At 45.4% G+C, this 18972-nt stretch carries 12 protein-coding genes; 6 read left to right on the top strand and 6 right to left on the bottom strand.

Annotated features, from left to right (window positions below; genetic code table 11):
- Positions 1–166: 166 nt before the first annotated feature.
- Positions 167–1618: a nucleobase:cation symporter-2 family protein gene (locus tag QUF19_RS19280; RefSeq protein WP_076675051.1), complete on the top strand. Its 1452-nt coding sequence runs from the start codon at positions 167–169 to the stop codon at positions 1616–1618.
- A gap of 159 nt (positions 1619–1777) precedes the next feature.
- The gene (locus tag QUF19_RS19285; protein ID WP_286302306.1) at positions 1778–3142 is read left to right on the top strand and encodes an 8-oxoguanine deaminase; all 1365 of its coding nucleotides are present in this window, start codon (positions 1778–1780) and stop codon (positions 3140–3142) included.
- A 387-nt stretch (positions 3143–3529) separates the two neighbouring features.
- Here QUF19_RS19285 and QUF19_RS19290 read toward each other — a convergent pair whose 3' ends face one another.
- Positions 3530–4561, bottom strand: a complete 1032-nt coding sequence (locus QUF19_RS19290; RefSeq protein WP_270000015.1) for an IS630 family transposase — start codon at positions 4559–4561, stop codon at positions 3530–3532.
- A gap of 424 nt (positions 4562–4985) precedes the next feature.
- Here QUF19_RS19290 and QUF19_RS19295 point away from each other — a divergent pair, with 424 nt between their 5' ends.
- Together QUF19_RS19295 and QUF19_RS19300 are read left to right on the top strand one after the other, a co-directional pair.
- Positions 4986–6224, top strand: a complete 1239-nt coding sequence (locus QUF19_RS19295; RefSeq protein WP_102363767.1) for an alpha-xenorhabdolysin family binary toxin subunit A — start codon at positions 4986–4988, stop codon at positions 6222–6224.
- 200 nt (positions 6225–6424) lie between these two features.
- Positions 6425–8821 (top strand): hypothetical protein, encoded by a 2397-nt coding sequence (locus tag QUF19_RS19300; protein ID WP_286302314.1) that lies wholly within the window; start codon positions 6425–6427, stop codon positions 8819–8821.
- A gap of 128 nt (positions 8822–8949) precedes the next feature.
- Here the strand turns inward: QUF19_RS19300 and QUF19_RS19305 are convergent, their stop codons facing one another.
- The 3 genes from QUF19_RS19305 to QUF19_RS19315 form a co-directional block, all read right to left on the bottom strand.
- Positions 8950–10386 carry an amidohydrolase gene (locus tag QUF19_RS19305; RefSeq protein WP_286302316.1) on the bottom strand — a complete coding sequence of 479 codons (1437 nt, stop codon included), beginning with the start codon at positions 10384–10386 and terminating at the stop codon, positions 8950–8952.
- 194 nt (positions 10387–10580) lie between these two features.
- A complete protein-coding gene (locus QUF19_RS19310) occupies positions 10581–13649 on the bottom strand; it encodes an efflux RND transporter permease subunit (protein WP_286302318.1) in 3069 nt (1022 codons plus the stop codon).
- Between the two features lie 2 nt (positions 13650–13651).
- Positions 13652–14485, bottom strand: a complete 834-nt coding sequence (locus QUF19_RS19315; protein WP_286302320.1) for an efflux RND transporter periplasmic adaptor subunit — start codon at positions 14483–14485, stop codon at positions 13652–13654.
- Between the two features lie 231 nt (positions 14486–14716).
- Between QUF19_RS19315 and QUF19_RS19320 the strand changes: the two genes are divergently transcribed.
- On the top strand, positions 14717–15415 hold the full coding sequence (locus QUF19_RS19320; protein ID WP_286302322.1) for a response regulator transcription factor: 699 nt from the start codon (positions 14717–14719) through the stop codon (positions 15413–15415).
- Between the two features lie 2 nt (positions 15416–15417).
- Complete coding sequence (locus QUF19_RS19325) at positions 15418–16722, top strand: sensor histidine kinase (protein ID WP_286302325.1); 1305 nt, start codon at positions 15418–15420, stop codon at positions 16720–16722.
- Between the two features lie 85 nt (positions 16723–16807).
- Here the strand turns inward: QUF19_RS19325 and QUF19_RS19330 are convergent, their stop codons facing one another.
- Together QUF19_RS19330 and QUF19_RS19335 are read right to left on the bottom strand one after the other, a co-directional pair.
- The gene (locus QUF19_RS19330) at positions 16808–17434 is read right to left on the bottom strand and encodes a TetR/AcrR family transcriptional regulator (RefSeq protein WP_286302327.1); all 627 of its coding nucleotides are present in this window, start codon (positions 17432–17434) and stop codon (positions 16808–16810) included.
- Between the two features lie 192 nt (positions 17435–17626).
- Positions 17627–18937 (bottom strand): glycerate kinase type-2 family protein, encoded by a 1311-nt coding sequence (locus QUF19_RS19335; protein ID WP_286302329.1) that lies wholly within the window; start codon positions 18935–18937, stop codon positions 17627–17629.
- Positions 18938–18972: the final 35 nt, after the last annotated feature.

Below are 18972 nucleotides of genomic sequence, written 5' to 3' on the forward strand. Positions count from 1 at the left end.
AAGCCAAGCAACAACATGATTTTTAAGAAAGCTAATTGCATTGATGACGAGAGAGCAGAATCCCTATCGATTCAGTGCACCTTTTTTATGACCCTACGCAGTTTGTAGAAGTCATTATTTGACCGCCAATCGTCTGTAAACGGAAACGCAGGCAGAGGAATATCAAATGAAACTTCTGTACACCCTAAATGAAAGACCGCCTCACGGCTTAACCCTTCTACTCGCATTGCAACACATGCTCGCCTCGATTGGTGGCATCGTTGCTGTCCCCCTTATTGTTGGAGCCTCAATTGGCCTACCTAACACAGAGATCGTCTCGCTGATCAATGCGGCGCTATTGGCGTCAGGTATTGTGACTGTCGCTCAATGTCTTGGCTTTGGTCCTATTGGTATTCGACTGCCCGTTGTGATGGGGTCGAGCTTTGCCTTTTTGGGCGTCGCCATTTCAATCGGCAATGAAGGCGGTGTCGCCGCGATCATGGGCTCAGCGCTGATCGGCTCATTTGTAGTAATTGGTGCCAGCTTCTATATGGACAAGGTTCGGAAGCTGTTCCCAACCGTGGTAAGTGGTGTAGTGGTTACCCTAATAGGATTAACCATTTTACCGGTTGCCATGAATTGGGTCGGAGACTCCCCTGCCAACACGGAACAATTCGCCACACTACCAAAGCTGTTTCTAGCACTGATCTCTTTGGGGATTGTGGTTGGCGTATCGGTTTATTGTAAAGGCGCTGTTGCCGCTTCAGCCATCGTGATTGGTTTAGCGGGCGGCTACATTGTGGCGCTATCACTCGGCATGGTCGACCTTGAGCAAATCAGCTCTGCAGCTTGGATCGGTGGACCTGAGCCCTTCAAATATGGCTTTACCTTTTCTGCGAGTGCCATCATCAGTATGAGCTTGGTGTACATCGTAGTTATCGCTGAAGCAACAGGTGACTTCATGGCACTAGGCAACAACTGCCAAACCCAAGTCAGCGGTAAAGACTTAAAACGTGGTCTATTGGGCGATGGACTTGGTAGTACCTTATCTTCGATTTTAACGGCAATGCCATTAGCGTCGTTCAGCCAAAACGTCGGCATTGTAGGTATCACAGGTGTAGCAAGTCGCTATGTAGTAGCTGCAACCGGTGGCTTGTTAATTTTAGGCGGTTTATTCCCGAAATTAGCCGCTATTGCCGTCACGATTCCGAAACCTGTTCTAGGTGGTGTGGGCTTCGTGATGTTCGGTATGATTGCTTACGCGGGTATCCGCATGTTGATCAAAGCCGCAGACACCAAGCGAAATGCCTTGGTAATCTGTGTTGGTTTAGCGTCTGGCTTAGCCGTCACTTTCGAACCAAGATTACTGCAACACTTGCCGCATGACCTAGCGAACTTTCTTCACTCAGGTATCACTACCGGTACGATCATGACGGTTCTTCTAAACCTTGTGTTGCCGAAATCTTCACGAGCAGAAGAGCAAGAAGCGTTAGCCGAGAGCCAAGCGCAAGTTGAGCTAGAAATGAAAGAACAGGCTGAAGAAGAACGACACTCAGACGAGCAATTAGAGATTCAACAAGCAAGCACAGAAGCAGACGTTCAAGCGGCTTCAGAAAACCCTGAGCCCAAAGCGAACTAATTGGTTCACTGACTAACGTAAAACCGATTTTCACTGAATCAGGGAATGATTAGAACATTGAACGTTTTAACGCCCCTGATTCGAATTTGTCTATCAACAACAAATATCAACAAAGACCCTCTTCCCTGAAAAGGCTGAGATGGCTAAGGACTACTATGAATGGAAACCATCTGGATTAAGAATCCTCTCGCAATCTACACTGGCTCGCTGGCTGATGCAGAAGGCGGTATTGTCATTAAAGGTAATAAAATCATTGAGCTGGTTGGCAAACACAAAGAGCCAACTTTACCCGTAGATTACAGCGTCGACGCCTCTCGTCATGTTGTGACCCCGGGGCTTATCAATGCGCACCACCACTTCTATCAAACCCTAACGCGTGCCTACCCCGGCGCACTGAATAAAGAGCTCTTCCATTGGCTACAAAGCCTCTACCCTGTTTGGGCCAACCTCGACTCTGAGATGATGAGCCTTGCTACAGAGTTAGCTCTGGTCGAGTTAATGATGTCGGGCTGTACCACCGCTTCCGATCACCATTACTTGCTGCCAAACGGACTAGAACACGCCATCGATTTACAAGTCGAGGCCGCAGAAAAACTAGGCGTGAGAGCGATATTTACTCGCGGTTCCATGAGCCTTGGGGAAGATGAAGGTGGACTACCTCCACGACACACCATTCAAACCGAACAGACCATCATTGATGACAGCCAACGCTTGATTCGTGACTACCACCAGCGTGATGAAGGGGCGATGATCCAAATCGCACTCGCGCCTTGTTCGCCATTCTCGGTCACTACCGACCTAATGAGGGAAACCGCCAAGATCAGCGAACGTGAAAACGTAATGATGCACACGCACTTATGTGAAACGCTCGATGAGGAGGACTTCTGTATCGAGAAGTTTGGCCTGCGCCCTGTTGATTATCTGGAAGATGTGGGCTGGCTCAACGAACGCACTTGGCTCGCTCATGGTATTCACTTCAACCCAGAAGAGATCAAGCGTTTGGGTAAAGCGGGCATTGGTATCAGCCACTGCCCGACGTCCAACATGATGCTGGCTTCCGGTATTTGTAAGAACAACGACCTCGAAGCCGCTGGCGTTAAGGTCGGTCTTGGCGTAGATGGTTCCGCCTCCAATGACGGCTCAAATATGATTGCCGAAGTGCGCATGGCGATGTATCTACAACGTCTGCAATATGGCTCTGCCAATGTTTCACACTTCGACGCACTGCGCTGGGCAACGTCAGGCTCTGCACGAGCGATGGGCAGAACCGACATTGGAACACTAGAGGTCGGTAAACAAGCCGACATCGCGATGTTCAAGCTCGATGACATTCGTTTCTCTGGTAGCCACGACCCGCTTGCTGCACTGCTACTTTGTGGTGCTCAACAAGCGGATAAGGTGATGGTAGCCGGAAAATGGCGAGTTAATGATGGTGCCGTCATTGGCGTAGACATGGAACAGTTGATGCACCGCCACCATGCTGCCGCCATGAAACTCGGTAAGCTGGCGATGAATAACAACTAACTAAGATATTTGCCCGTCAAACACTGCAAGCCAAAGCGCGTGGCTTTGATGGGCAAACATCTCTAAGTATCCGAAACATTCGAAAACACGCGCAAACATGATTGCCTCTCAGTCTATGTATCAATCTATTTCCTAAAATAGTTCCAGCCTTAATAAACCAACAACATAATCCGCCAATAATTAAAGATAAACTAATTTAACGCCATCTAATATAAAGTTACCTAATAAAACATTCGCTAATAAAACCTTCAATTAATATAAATTCGCCCATACATTATTTGGCACAGATCAAATTTAAAACGTTCGTTCTATTTATATATTCATCAAATTAATCAACAGATTTAGTAATAATAGAAATAATGACAGTAATTATACTTCTATACCGAATCAACTTGAAGATGCAGGCTTGAGAATCTGAAAATTATCATTAATTCGAGATGTCAAAGAGCCTGCGATCTCTGGAAGAGTCACTGCAAAAAATTGGTCTATTGCCTCCTTGAAGTCCCGTTTTCTTTTGAAGTAAACGTTGTTCCTCGACTTCTCATTCATTACTTTCCATAGCCGCTCTATTGGGTTGAGGTTTGGGCTGTAAGGTGGAAGATAATGCAGTTCAATATTCAGGACAAACGCCGCATCTTTGACTAAGTCACTGCGGTGATACCCCGCACCATCTAAGATGATATGAAGCTTATGGGTTAACGGATAACTCTCTCTTAACTTACAGAAAAAGCGAACAATCGTTTCACTGTTAATGTTCTCATAGTCGTGAACAATGGTTGCACCGATATCCGATAGGTTCAGTGCGCCAATAATGTTCAATCGGCTACGATTACCCGTTGTTTCAATCACTTTATCCTGACCAGTTCGTATCCAGCCACGAGATATTTTTGTTGATAGTGTTGGGTGAACTGCATCAATAAAGACTATCGATTCATCCTCGCCACAGCTTGCCTTTAGCGCTTCATAAGCCTCGATGAAAGCTTGTTGTTTTGCTTCATCAAATTTGTGTGGAACGCCTTTCGGCTGCTTGTAGCTAAAACCATTGTGGTGAAGCCATTTGTTCATACCAGAAACCGTGTAATCAAGTCCAAATGTCTCTTTAACGTAGGCGACAATTTGATGCGTGTGAGAATAGGTTTTCTCAGTCAAATGCTCGATTAGGTGCATGGTTTGAGTTGCAGAAAGCTTGCTTTGGCTTCCGCCATTTTCAGGCTTAAGTTTTTCAGAGAAAACATAATCACTGAGATGACGAGCAACAGTCGATTCGTGAATACGAAGAGCTTGTGAAATCATAGTCTGACTCCAGCCTTCAGAAGCCAGCAAAACAGCCTTAATACGGTCGCAGACCCGACTATCACGTTCAATGTCGTGCATTTGTTCGAGTTGTAGTTTCTGCTGAGGAGTCAGTGTAATTTTCATGGTTCGTAGCATGATCCTGATTTTAAAGAAAATCAAGCACCTTCAATGATCACGGGTATATCACTTATCACCTTTATGAATAGAATAAAAACCTCTCGAGACCTTTTCGTGTCTAGCCTGACAAAAGAAACAAAACTAATGATTCAAATGTCATTAGATTCAATAGATCAACAAACGATCAATATGAATCCAAATATGTGATCTAAATAGAACTTTTCATTATAAATCTGCTATAGATTGGCCAAATCTTATAAAAACAAAAAACACATTAAAGGAGTCAATTTTAAAAACCATAAGATAACTACAAGAATAACAATATAAAACTATTCAATAACCCTTCATAAATATTTAAAAATACCATCTAAATGGTAGGGGGATTATTGTCTTTGCAAAAAGCTAATAACAAATCTAACAGGGCTAAACAATGAAAAAAATAACTAAAACACTCGTATTATCTACGATCTCAATTGGGCTACTTTCCTCTTTCACTTTCACTTCTCAAGCAGCGCCAGTTCAAACTAACCAAGCATCAGCTGAACAAAACATACCTCAAGTCACCTACGACACGATCATAGGTGAGAATGGTGTCTTCATTGACCTAGATACGGACAACTTTATTCTCAAGCAACAAGAGTGGTATCAGATCCAAGCTTATGTAGAAGGAGCCTTGGCTCTGCCCGTGACAGAAGCCAGTATGAAGTCGACTTTAAGTATTCCTAACGACATTCCTTTCTCTAATTTCCAAGCACTGGTCGAGCAATACTCAAATATTCACGATACTGCCTTTTATTGGAAAAAAGACCTTTACCCGAGCATTGTTGGCCTTTCATTGAGCTTGGCCAATTACGCACAAATCAAAGACTACATGCTCAACCCTTTGAGTGACGCCTTAAATGAAATGTTGGCCAAAGCATTCTCGCCCCTACCGGAAGATATTGAAGCGGTAGAACGCAACAGAAAAATGGCGATTGCTTACCTAAAAAGCCTGCAGAACTTTTCCATGAGATACCAACAAGAAGTGTCTGACGTTGGCGGCAATCTATTGGAATTCTCAGCCACACTGGACACGCAAAAATTACAGCTAGATGTGTTGGAAGGTACACATAACGGTTATCTAAGCGATGATGGCAGTGCACTTCAGCAACGAGTGAACGACATTAATGCGCGTATTACTCAACTCAACAAAGATTACACTCACTACGTTACGGTCGCCTCTACTGCAGTGACTTATGCATGGTTCCCTCTGGTTGCAGGGCCAATCATGGGCGTCTACGGCGACAAAGCTGAAAAAGCACGTAAACTTCGTAACGAATTACAAAGCGAAGTAAAAGAGCTTCAAGAGCAGTTAACTTACACGCAAAAGATATATAACTCTTATCATCGATCTTCAGAGAGTATCGAGATAATTTCTCAGCAAATTGAAAATGCGATTCCACATATTAATAAGCTGAAACTGAATTGGCAGAAAATGAATGCCGACTTCACTTCGTTACTCGTTGCACTAGAACAAGCTCAGGATAATGCCGACATCATGAAAGACGATGCCATGCTTGGTGCGATAGGCGCTCTTGCGAATACAACAGTTGCGGAAAGTAACTGGAGCAATATTAGTGAGAAAGCAAAAGCGTTCGCAAACAATGCATATATTCAAAAAATGGATTAGTCCCTATATCTCTCGAAAAATAGCGCGACAGATAAATACGACGCTATATACAGTAACTCTATACGCAGTAAAGAAACTGCTAAAAATATAACAAGATAGCCAAATTACATTCCGAATAAGAAGCCGCACCTTAAGCAAATTAAGGTGGCGGCTTCTGCTACCCAAAATTTGGCGAATACTAATTTCGACAGGACATAAACATGAGACTTCTACCTATTATTATTTCTCTTTCATTTTCTCAACAGGTTTTTTCTAGCGACTGGCTTGAACTGAACAATTTACCCAATTCAACCGAATACCCAACTTGGGTTCAATCAGCCTATTCCGACATTGATGTGTTATCGCGTTCAACATCCGATTTACACATCAACCTCAGTGATTGGGTTGCTGAGCAGAACCTTTATGTTACTAAGCCTTCAAAAATCGTCGTTTTTGCAGATACGATTGAGGTTCCAGAAAACTTCAACTTGCTCGTAAACAACCAAAACATCCTGATTTTTGCACGTAAAATCGTAGGCCAAGGTACGCCGACGTTTGTGCTCGGACAGCAAGGTTCCGCTGCCTCTATTTCTGTGATTGCGGGGGAGATAGAGACACCCATTAATGTGCTCGCTTTCCAAAGTGATGGCAGCATTACGCGAGATGCTCTGACAGGAAAAGCTGGCGATGGTGAGTCTGTAGTATTAGCAGGAGAGCACTACCGAAGAACCACCATCGACTCGAACATCACCGGGCAAATGAAACTGGCTACCGAACCTTTTACCGACATAATTAATCGCTCTTTTGATATGGCAGCCAGCTTGTTCGACACTAACCCAGAGCTTAGCCTCGACCTTATCAACTGGATTGAGCAGAGCCTACGTTACTCAGGGTCTGTGGTGGAAGACGACCCAATTCTTTCAGACCTGTACTTGCAAACGGTCGCGTTCAAGCAATTCATTAGCTTCAGCACCAAAGAGAGCCACTACGTTCCTTATCTCGACAAAGTACTTTACCAAGACAAGTACGAAGCGTACCTGAATGCGATGGTCGCGTATCAAGCTCAATGGAACATTATTCAAGACAGAAGCACCGTCATTGAAGACAAAATAGAAGCCGCTAAGTTAGCGCTCGCTAACATTGAAGACGTTCTTCGCGCTCAAAGCTCGATCATCACACAAACCCAATCCAACATAGACAAGATAGGCGATAGCCTGACCGAGGTAGATAGCCAATACAAAGCTCAGGAGTTAGTGACTCTCGATGCAAGAACGACTTATTTAGTTGGCGTCGAGAATTGGAAAACCCAGCAACAACTCAACGCAGCTTTGGCGATTTTCAAAGCTATCGCTGAGATTGGTAGCGCAGTGAGTGGCGTGTTCACAGGTAACCTTTCTGGGGTGAATGACCTAACCGAGCAGTTAGCTAAAACGCCTGAAGCATTAGAAAAAGCCAAAAACCTCGTGACCAATATCAAGTCTGTCACGGGCATTATTGATAGCGTCACCAAAACGATTTCTGGTATCTCTCAGCTCACCGCAGATATTAAATCAACCATCAAGTTCCAGAAGATTTCGGAAGCGATGGATGGCTTTAATTTCAACATCCCAACCATCAATGAAAGTAATCTAGCGTGGGATCTGATGATCACCGAGATCCGCAGTAACTTAAGATATGCTGATAGTTTGGGAATTAAAGGGACAAGGCAGTACTTGCTTGAGCTAGAAAAACAGGTACTACTCGGCAAGGCGATTAACATTACTCAGCTTAATTTCGCTCAGGAGCAAGCAAAGCTGGTCGACTTACTGCTAACCAATAACGTAACCATCAATCAACAGCAAAGACTGAATGATGCTATTGGAGGTTATCAAGTAGATACCGACAGCTTCGATTCGATTGAACGTGAACTATCAAGAGTGTTGATGCACTTCAAACGCCCGATGTTCGTTGCGTTGTCTAACTATGTTCAGGCATACGAATACTGGGCATTGAAGCCAAGCGAGATCACGCCATCTCTGAACAAAAGTTACTTGGACTACCAGTTTGACTTGGCATCCATCGAAAGTGAGTATGTGAATGCTCTGTCTTCTTTCCAACCCGCGCCACAAGATTTCACCATCGATAACTACACTATTTCTAGCCCTGAACAACTAGAGAACTTTGCAACAACCGGACAGCTGAATTTCTCTATTCCATTAGAGCAAGTCCAATTGTGTTCATTTGACCGCGTTAGGCTTTCCACGGTACGAGTGTTCTTAGAAGGTGAAAACTTACCTTATGGCAAACAACTGAATCTACGAGTCTCCAGTTCAGGCAACTATGCCGACCGATATGAAAACCAAGATTATCAGTTCAGCTCAAACCCCGTGTCACGTGCGTTCTACTACCGTCTAGATGATCCAACCACCAACGATGTCAGCATCATCACCGACGGTGCCGTAGCGAATAAGTTCGAATACGCGTATTTCCAACCTACTCCATTCACCTCATGGAATGTCACACTCAACAATTTCGATGAGACAGACCAAGCCAACAACCAATATCTAAAAGATGTCGAACAGATTCGCGTCGAATTCTTAGGCAGCGGTATCCCGAATGGCAATAGCTGCTCTAATTAGCTAAGTGCTACTTTAGCTAACCGAAGCGTTGCGTTAATCCAAAGGACCGAGGTTAAGGGGATCAACCAGCAATAAAAAAGGCCGACATGATGTCGGCCTTGTTCATTTTTCAGAAACAGGTTTACGTCCTAATCCATCAAGCTCTTAGACTTAATCGCCTTCTTAGAAAGCTCTTTGGCAAACGCTTTGATATCGGCTTCAAATTCATCGACGCTTTGGCGGATTTCATCCAACTGAACGGTTTGCATCACTCGGTTTTCCATTACGATTTGACCGTTTACGATGGTGGTGTCGATGTTGCTTGGGTTCGCTTGGTAAACCAGAGTCGCGTATGGGTCGTAATTTGGCATCATGTTCGCCGATTGTGTCTCTACAATCACGATGTCTGCTTTTTTGCCCGCTTCAAGGGAGCCGATTTGATCTTCCATGTGTAGGGCTTTTGCGCCGCCTAGAGTAGCCATCTCAATGACTTGTTCAGGAATCATAATGGTGCGATCAGAATGTTTTAGGCGTTGCATGTTTGCTGCGTAACTTAGGGTGCGCATGATATCGACTTGGTTTGAACTCATCGGGCCATCTGTGCCTAAGCCAATGCGCATGTCGGCACGATACATCTCCCAAGCAGGCGCAATGCCTGTCGCCCCTTTGGCGTTCGCCATTGGGTTGTATGAGATACCCGCGTCAGCTTGCTTGAGTAGCTTTTGATCGTTCTCTGACAGGTGGATACCGTGAGCAATCACGACACGCTCATCAAGCACACCGATTTCATCCATGTATTCAACTGGCGATGTCGCTTTGGTTTCGTCTTTGATGCGCTTTTCTTCATTCGGGAATTCAGCAACGTGAATCAACACGGGTACATCGTGTTGAGCCGACAGTTTATTGATTTCTTGCAGCTTATCTTTGCTCACGGTGTACACCGCGTGTGGTGCATAAGCAGGTGTGATTAACTCATCGTTTTTGTACTGCTCAATAAAGCCTTTGGCATACTCGATGCCGCCGTAAGGTTCTTTGGCATCAACCACTGGGAATTTAATCACGGTTTCACCCAGCACGGCGCGCAGGCCGACTTCTTTGGTCGCCTTAGCCATTTCGTCCATGTGGTAATACATGTCAGCGTAAGTCGTGACACCACTTTGTGCCAACTCGATAGAACCAAGTTTGGTTGCGTTGTAAATCAATTCACGGCTTAGCTTTTCTGCTTCAAGTGGGAAGAAGTAAGCAAACAGACGATTCGAGATGCCCTCTTCCCCCAAGCCACGAAACGCTATCATAGGCAAATGGTTGTGAGCATTGACCATGCCCGGCATAACGATTCCATCTTGAGCGTCAATCACCTTTTCAGCGCGATATTGAGTAATCAAATCCTCATTACCGACTGCGATGATCTGGTCATCTTTCACCACAACCACACCGTCTTCAATCACATCCATCTCTGAATTGATGGTGAGAACTTGCCCGTTAGTGATGATCAGATCGGCGTTGTATGTTTGAGTCGCGACCGTCGAACCACAGCCTGCCAGTAAAACTGCGCTAATGGTGCATGCCAAGCTTTTGAGCGTCATTGCTAAACCTATATGTTGTGCGTGTAATATTGTTGGAAGGTCCACTTTGGTGTTCTGAGATATTCACTTCTAAGAACAGTGAGTGTCGCTAATTTTTGCGACACTATAACCTGTTATTTAAATGAAATGGCGTACCTAATCTAACCAAATTAAAGATAAATGAGTTATTGTACAACGGGTCACAAAACCGCGCTTCATGACTCGCGGATGTTGGCGTTTAACGTGCTCTCTACGTGCAAACTGTCCTTAACTCTCGAAACCGAGCCTTTAGAAAAGAACAACGCATACATGGCAGGAATCACCAACAGTACAACGGGTAATGAGAACAACAGACCATAGCCCAGCGTGAGCGACATTGGCCCCATAAACACATCCGTTCCTCCTAACCCGTAGGCGAGAGGCAGCAAGCCAGCCACCGTGGTCAGTGATGTCATCACAATTGGACGCAGACGACTCACCGCAGCTTGAGTTACCGCGTCTATTACGTTCAAACCTTCGATTCTTAACTCGTTTATTCGATTAATCAGCACCAAGGAGTTATTAACCACAACACCCGTCATCCCAAGTACACCAATTAATCCAAACAGAGACATCGGCTGCATGTGAACCACAAGCGCCATTAGTGAAGCCATAATCGCAAACGGGATAACCGCCATAATGAGCAGTGGTTGTAACAATGAGTTAAACATTACCGCCAATACAAAGTAGATCGCTACCATAGCGGCAGGGAACACCACCATAAAGCCACTCATGGTTTCGTTGGTACTTTCCGCTTCACCTCCTACATTAATGGTCACGCTCGATGGGTATTGACCTGTAAGCTCTGTGATTAGCTCATCGGCTAATGCGACTGGGCTAATGCTTTCATCAGACAAGGCAGCGGATACCGTCACTTCACGTTCACCATTGTAGTGCTTAATAAGGCGCGGGATTTCTATCTGCTCAACCATAGCCAAGCGACTCAGCGGCACTTGCTGCCCGTCGGCCGTGTAGATTTTGGTGGTTTTCAGCTTTTCGAGGTCACGAAATTGCTCGTCCAATACCACGCGAATATCGACTTCTTGATCGCCAAGCCACGTCGATGTCACGCTGTTACCATCAAATCCAACACGCAGCGCATTCGATAGATCGCTCACCGTGAGGTTGTATTTCGCCAACCAGTGATATTGAGGAACAATGTTCAGCTGAGGATCTTTCAGTGCCTCACTGTGATTGATACTGGTCACGCCTTGGTAGTCTTCTAGCCAAGCCATCACCAAATCAACGGTTTGATTGCGTTCACTCTCCGTTCCACCCAGCACACGGACTTCGACTGGGTCACCTGGAGGCGGACCACCAGCATCAATCGAGAACTTAATGAACATGTCATTAGACAGCGCTGCCAACTCTTCATTGAGCGCCGTGATAATCTGTTCGGCTGAACGGGTGCGTTGGTCAAAGTTCGTTAGGTTGATGATGCCCTGCGATACCGGTGACGAGTAAATCAACTCATAACTAACCAGCTCCGTTTCTGATAACGATTCTATCGCTTGTTCGATAGACTGATGAGCGTTTCGCACTTTAGATAAAGGAGTACCGGCCTTCACTTCGGTGTAAACCTCAATGTATTTACCCGCTTCTGTTGGGAAGATATCCACTTTCAATGAAGACACTAAATAGCCAGATACCGCGAACCCAACGATGGCTAATGCAATCACTGATTTCTTGTAGTTCAGAGCCATATTCAGCAGAGAGTGATAGCGGTTCGAAACCCATTCAAATCGGTCTTTTTCTTGGGCTTTGTTATTGCTCTCTTTCGCAGAAGCCAAGTGCGCAGGTAGCGTGAGCGTACATTCAATGAATGAGAACACGAGCGCTGCGATAACGGTAATCGGGATCACCGAGACTGCTTTACCCATGGTGCCCGGAATGAACATCATCGGGATAAACACCAAGGCCGTTGTTACTAGGCTCGCCATCAATGGCTTGATTACTTTTAAAGTCCCCGACACCGCAGCGTCAACACCTTTTTTACCCGCTTCCTTCTCTTGGAAAATACTTTCAGCAATGATCACTGAATCGTCGACGATAATACCAATCACCAAAAGCAATGCTGCCAATGTAATGCTGTCTAAATTCAGCCCCATGATTGGCAGAACCATCATCACACCGAACACACAAAACGGGATAGAAACCGAAACCCAGAAGGCTACTCGACGTTGCAAGATCATGCTCAAAATCAGCAGAACCAACACCAAACCTATCGCACCATTGGTTGCCACGATAGAGAACTTCTCACCCATGTCTTTGCCAAGATCGAGGCTGGTCTGAAAAATAAACTGGTCGCCAATACGCTCGCTTTCTCTGTCTAACAAAGCTTTAATACTGTCGATGGTGGTAATGACATCCGCGCTACCACTATTGGTGATAAAGAAAATCACCGCTGGTTTCCCGCTCAGAACGGGGTCTTCGGTTGCTCGTGCAAAGGTATCAATTACCGTTGCTACATCTGACACGCGAACGACTTGACCAGAATCCAGCGCCTTAATCACGATGTTAGACACATCACCGGTCGACGCCACTTTGGTCATGGTGACAATCTTTTGCTCTTGACTCCATGATTCGACAAATCCGCCCGACTGTGACAGGTTATGCTGCTCGATCGCGGTACTGACATCTTCGAAAGTCACTTGATAACGGCGTGCTTTTTCGGGGTCAACTTCAACCCAAAACTCTCGCTCATTAAAGCCAGAAAGCTTGATAGAACCGACGCCACCAAGACTGTTGATTTTCTTTTCTAGCTGATACGCATAATGCTGTAACGATGCTGAATCTGTATTGCTCTCCGCGAGGCTCACACCAAAATGATACACATCCAAAGAAGAGGTTTTTTGCTGAGTCACAACCGGCGGCGAATCAATGTCTTTCGGCAGATTACCGACTCGGTCGACCGCTTGCTGTATATCTCTCAAGATCACAGCCGCGTCTTCACCGGGCAAATATTCAACTTCGATACGAGATCGCCCTTCTGAAGATTCAGACGAAAAATAGGCAATACCATCGACGGAACGAAGCTCTTTCTCTATCGGATTGGTGATGTTCAGTTCAATGTCTTGAGCCGTTGCACCCGGATAGCTGGTTTCAATTTCCGCCGTGTCCATCGCAACATCTGGGTACTCTTGTAAATTGAGCTGCATTAGCGACATAGCACCCGTTAGCAACACCATTACCGTGATGATACGGGCCAAAAACTGACGATTCGCGAAGTATGCTAAGAAGTTCATCGTTACTGCCCTTTACCTTCGTTTGATGCTGTTTGGTCCAATGCGACTTGAGCGGTTATCACCTTTTGAATCGAGAGATCTGTCGAGGCATAAACCGACATACCCGGTTTAAATTGATGACCTTGATTGGTGATCTCGACCAATACTGGGTAGGTCAAATTCTGCATCTCGACACCAATACGCTGCACGTTAGCTTCCATTTTTATCTCTGGGTTGGTTTCAGACCACACCACCACTTCTTGACCAACAGTGAAGTGCTTTAAGTCATACTCACTCGCCATAAACGACAGAGTCACTTTGTCGATGTTGACCACTTCATAGAGCAAATCACCCTCGCTCACCCAAGCCCCCGATTGCGTTGGTTTGTTGGAAATGTAACCCGAAATTAGGGACTCAATCTGAGTATTTTCAAGGTCTACTTGAGATTGTTGGTAGTCAATTTGAGCGACAGACACCGACGCTTTCGCGCTTAAAAACTCAGCACGAGCTGTGTCTAACTCACCGATTGAGAGGCTGTTCTTTTCGATAAGGGCTTGATAGCGGTTATAGGTCGCCTTTCGTAAGGCAAGATTCGCTTCGGCAAGGGCTAGATTCGCTTTAGCCTTATTAACGCTAAACTTAAAATCGTTGGCTTTAATTTGAGCAAGCACTTGTTGTTGGTTTACGGCGTCGCCCACTTCAAGGTTATTCATCTCCACGACACCGGGCACTTCTGCCACGACACTGTGTTTATTTAAGCCTTGAACATGACCGATCAGCTCCGTAGCTTGAGCTAGTGATATTTGAGTCGTTGAGACACCGAGAAGTGCTGCCAGCGCGATAATTTTAGTTTTCATAATTAAGCCCTCACCTATTGATGTGAACTATTGTTGAACTGGCTTTGTCGAATTAAAGTCGAAGTCGATTCGACATTGAAAAATAATCTTATGACGTTGAATTTTTTGATTAACGCTATCCATTAGACATAAATTCGACATAATTTTGGATAGGCTACTTTTTTGTTCAGAATGGATGCTTGCTGGGAGTAGATGTTTTGATGAGAGCAGATATTTTAATGGAGCAGATCGATGCTTGAGCGCAGTCGTATTTTAGTAGTTGAAGACAACATCGAACTACAAGGCATTATCGCTGACTTCTTAGAGGTCAAAGAAGCTATCGCGGATTTTGCTTCAGATGGCGAACAAGGCTTCAATTTAGCAATGCAAAACGACTTCGATGCGATTGTCTTAGATGTCATGCTGCCTAAACTTGATGGAATGCAGGTGGCGTCTAAGCTGCGTCAAAATGGTATAACGACACCAATTTTGATGCTAACTGCGTTGAATGGCCAAGAAGATTTGTTAAGTAGTTTTGACTCTGGTGCCGATGACTTTGTTACCAAGCCGTTCAAGTTTCCTGAATTAGAAGCTCGCTTGTCAGCACTGATAAAACGCAATAAAGGCTTAGTCGCGAAAAAGACACTGAGCTTTGGTGAAGTGACCATTGATGAAAAGACGCATACCGCTTCAAGAGAGGGACAAACGCTCACTCTGACCCCTATCTTGTTCCAAATTCTGAGAGAGTTAGTCAAAGCTCAAGGTGGGGTTGTGTCTCGTGAAAGCCTAACCTACATGCTTTGGGGCGATGACATCCCAGACAAAGATGTACTCCGCAGCCATATATATCTACTGCGAAACGTACTCGATAAACCATTCGACTTTCCTATGTTGAAGACGATTCCTAAGCACGGGTTTCAGTTGATTTTCTCTGCTAGCGAGTCTCAATAAGTATGAAAATTCGAACCAAATTAGGCAACTCAATTGAAGATGTCAGAATTCGCACTTTACGTACCTTTTCTGTCATCGCTCTGGTCTCTTCATGCGTGGTATTTTTTGTGTTCTCGCTTCGTCTAGTTTGGCAGGAAGAAGCTCAAATAGAGAATCACCTAAAATCATTCAAAGGGGTGGCAGAGCAATTCTACAAACGTCTTTCTCCCGATGGCAGCCTAAAGCTATCGGAGAACGTAACGGTTTATTATGGTGAAGAGGACTTTTCCGACCAACTCAAAAAGATCCCGCCCATGGCATTGGATACGGTGGATCGCCAACGCTTTGAACTAAGACTGTCTGAAGAACACATTCTTATACCCGGTGTGGTCGTCTATCATTTTGCCTTCGAAGACCAGGGCAAAACTATCCCTGCTTACATCGCCATCAGCTCTTTTGATATGGATTTGTGGGACGACAGTTGGGGCGTATTGATGGCAATCTCAACTCTGCTAATGCTCGGGTTGATCATCGTATTGCGGATTACCCTCAAGCGGGTGTTTGACCAGCTTATGGCACCCATTGGAGAACTCAGTACACAGCTCAGCAAGCATAAGTCTGATAACTTCCATGTTCCCACTCACACGGTTGATGAGTTGCAGATGCTTACTTCACACCTAAACAGCTACTCAAAAATGAAAGACCGACTAGCCAAGCAAGAAATGATGTTTGCGAAGTACGCGAGTCATGAATTGAAAACACCGATCGCGATTGTGATTGGCGCAGCCGAACTGCAAGCCATGAAGCCTGATGATCCTACATTCCAAACTAAGCAACGCGAGCGTATTTTAGGCGCAGCCAATGGGATGAGTAACACGGTCGAGGTACTGCTCAATATTGTAAAACAAGAGAACTCTTCAACAGAGAAAACGCTCACGACATTCAACGCTACTTCCATCGACCTATCTAAGTACCAAGGGATGTTATCCACTGGCGTTGAACTGGTCTTAAAGGTTGAACCAGACACCACGCTCAACATGCCCTTGCCACTGGTGAATATGGTATTGAAGAACTACATAGAAAACGCAATCCGATTTACCACGCAAGGTGAAATCACGGTGACCATCAACTCAAACACGATTTCAGTTTCGGATACTGGCACAGGCTTAAGTGATAATGCAAAAACAGAGCACGGCCTTGGTCTTATCATCGTTAAACGTATTGGAGACAGTTACGGCTGGAGATCCACGCTGATCGATAACGCGCATTCAGATTCGACAACAAACACTTATGGCTGCACTGCGACCTTTGCTCGAAGTGATGCATAAAAGCTGTATCTAAGCGACTCTTATAAGAAACAGCGTATACAAAAAAGGACATCGAGTGATGTCCTTTTTTAATGAATCTGATGAATCAACTATTCCGCCTTTCCTTTCCTTTCACCCCACACCCTTTAATCACTAGCTGGGTGATGAATTCAGCGGCATCTTCATAGTCTTTATCATCGAGCTGATCTTTCTGCATTACACTGCAAATCTGCCAGCCAAAATCGGCGTAGGTTTGGGTGGCAGCCCAGATGGTAAACATCAGGTGGTGTGCAGGAACATCATCCATTAAGCCTTGTGCTGACCACGTTGAGAACTTATCGAGGATCATCTGGGATTGCTTATACAGCTCATCGCCAATCTCTTTCGGCAGCACTTTCGCGCCCGACATCACTTCATTGGCAAACACTTTAGAGGCATGTGGATGGTCACGAGAAATAATCAGTTTGGTTTGAATATATTGAGATAAAGCTTCAACAGGATCGCTGAGCTCTTCAATTGGACGAGATGCTTCCAGTAATGGCTGAGTGACGGTTTCTAGAACGGCATTGTAGAGCTTATCTTTCGAGCTGAAGTAATAGAATACGTTGGGTTTTGGAATGTCGGCCGCTTTCGCGATATCGGCCATTTTTGTTGCGGCATAACCATGAGTTGCGAATTGTTCACACGCGACCTCAATGATTAAATCTTGATTCTTTTGTCTGATCCTAGACATATTGCATCCTTTACAGCTCATTACTTAAGCCATAGTAATCAACGTGCTTCATTAGTCCAGAAGATAATCTCAGAACTCGAGGTCTCCGCATTGATAGCAATAAAATGGTCGCTCTTATGTGCAGAAGAGCGACCATTCAATGCTGCTAGCTTCCCAACGTTAAGATTTTTCGGGCTATTCGCACTGTTCAGATTAAAGAATCAATATGGCGCGGAAGTCATTCACGTTGGTTAGCGTCGGCCCCGTCGTCAGTAACACACCGACTTGCTTGAAGAAGTCGTAGCTGTTGTTGGCATCTAGGTAGTCATCAGCTTTAAGCGATAAACGTGTACCGTCTTGCCAAGTTTGTGGTGTTATCCATGCGCCAGCGTTGTCTTCTACACCATCAATGCCATCAGTGTCAGCTGCTAAAGCGAATATGTTTTCCTGTCCTTTTAGCTCGTTATACAAGCTTAAAAGGAACTCACAATTACGCCCACCGCGGCCATTACCTTTCACGGTTACCGTGGTTTCGCCGCCAGACAGTATTACGCAAGGTGTCTCAAATGGGTGATTGTTATTAGCCACTTGTTTCGCCAATGCAGCATGTACCTTCGCTACTTCTCGCGCTTCACCCTCAATACAATCACTCAACACATAAGCGGGAATACCCAAACCTTCGGCCTCTGCAGCGGCAGCTTCTAACGCCGACATTGGGGTCGCGATAATATGATGCTCCGCGTTCTTCCAACAGGCGTCATCAGGCTTAACGGTCTCTGACTCTAGATTGTTTAGCCATTCAAATGCCGAGCGTGGTGTTTCTATTTGGTAACGTTCTAAAATTGCCATCGCATCAAAACGCGTAGTGGTGTCGGGCACAGTTGGGCCAGAGGCAATCACACTGATGTCATCACCCGGCACATCAGAAATCGCCAATGACACAACCCTTGCAGGATACGCCGCTTTGGCGAGTCGACCGCCTTTTATCGAAGATAGATGTTTGCGAACACAGTTCATCTCATCAATGGCGGCACCCGACTTGAGCAACGCCTTATTGATTTGTTGCTTCTCTGCCAAGCTGATGTCGCCACCGGGCAGACTTAACAAAGCAGAGCCGCCGCCAGACAGTAGGCAAATAACCGTGTCGTCACCACTCAGACCACTCACTAGTTCCAGCATACGTTGACTCACTTCTAAGCCCATCGCATCTGGGACTGGGTGCGCCGCTTCAATCACCTCAATGTGTTCGCAAGGTGCGGTGTGTTCGTAGCGGGTCACGACTAAACCTTCAAGGTCACGCAGTGCGAGATCTTGCTGTTGCTTAACTTGCCAGACGGCTTCGAGCTCAGCGGCCATCGACGCGGCTGCTTTCCCTGCTCCTATAACGACAGTTCGCCCAGCTTGGTTAGCAGAGCGATAAAAAATGTCTTGAGGAAGAAAGGGGGCGATGTGATTTTTAGGTAGCGCCTGATTAACAGCACTTGAGAAAAGGGTTTGCAGAAACTGCTTAGCATCAATGTCCATCAGCCACTCCTTAGTTGACGGAGAAAAAAAGAACC

It is taken from the genome of Vibrio sp. FE10 (genome assembly GCF_030297155.1).
In the GTDB taxonomy this organism is placed as follows: Bacteria; Pseudomonadota; Gammaproteobacteria; order Enterobacterales; family Vibrionaceae; genus Vibrio; species Vibrio apostichopi.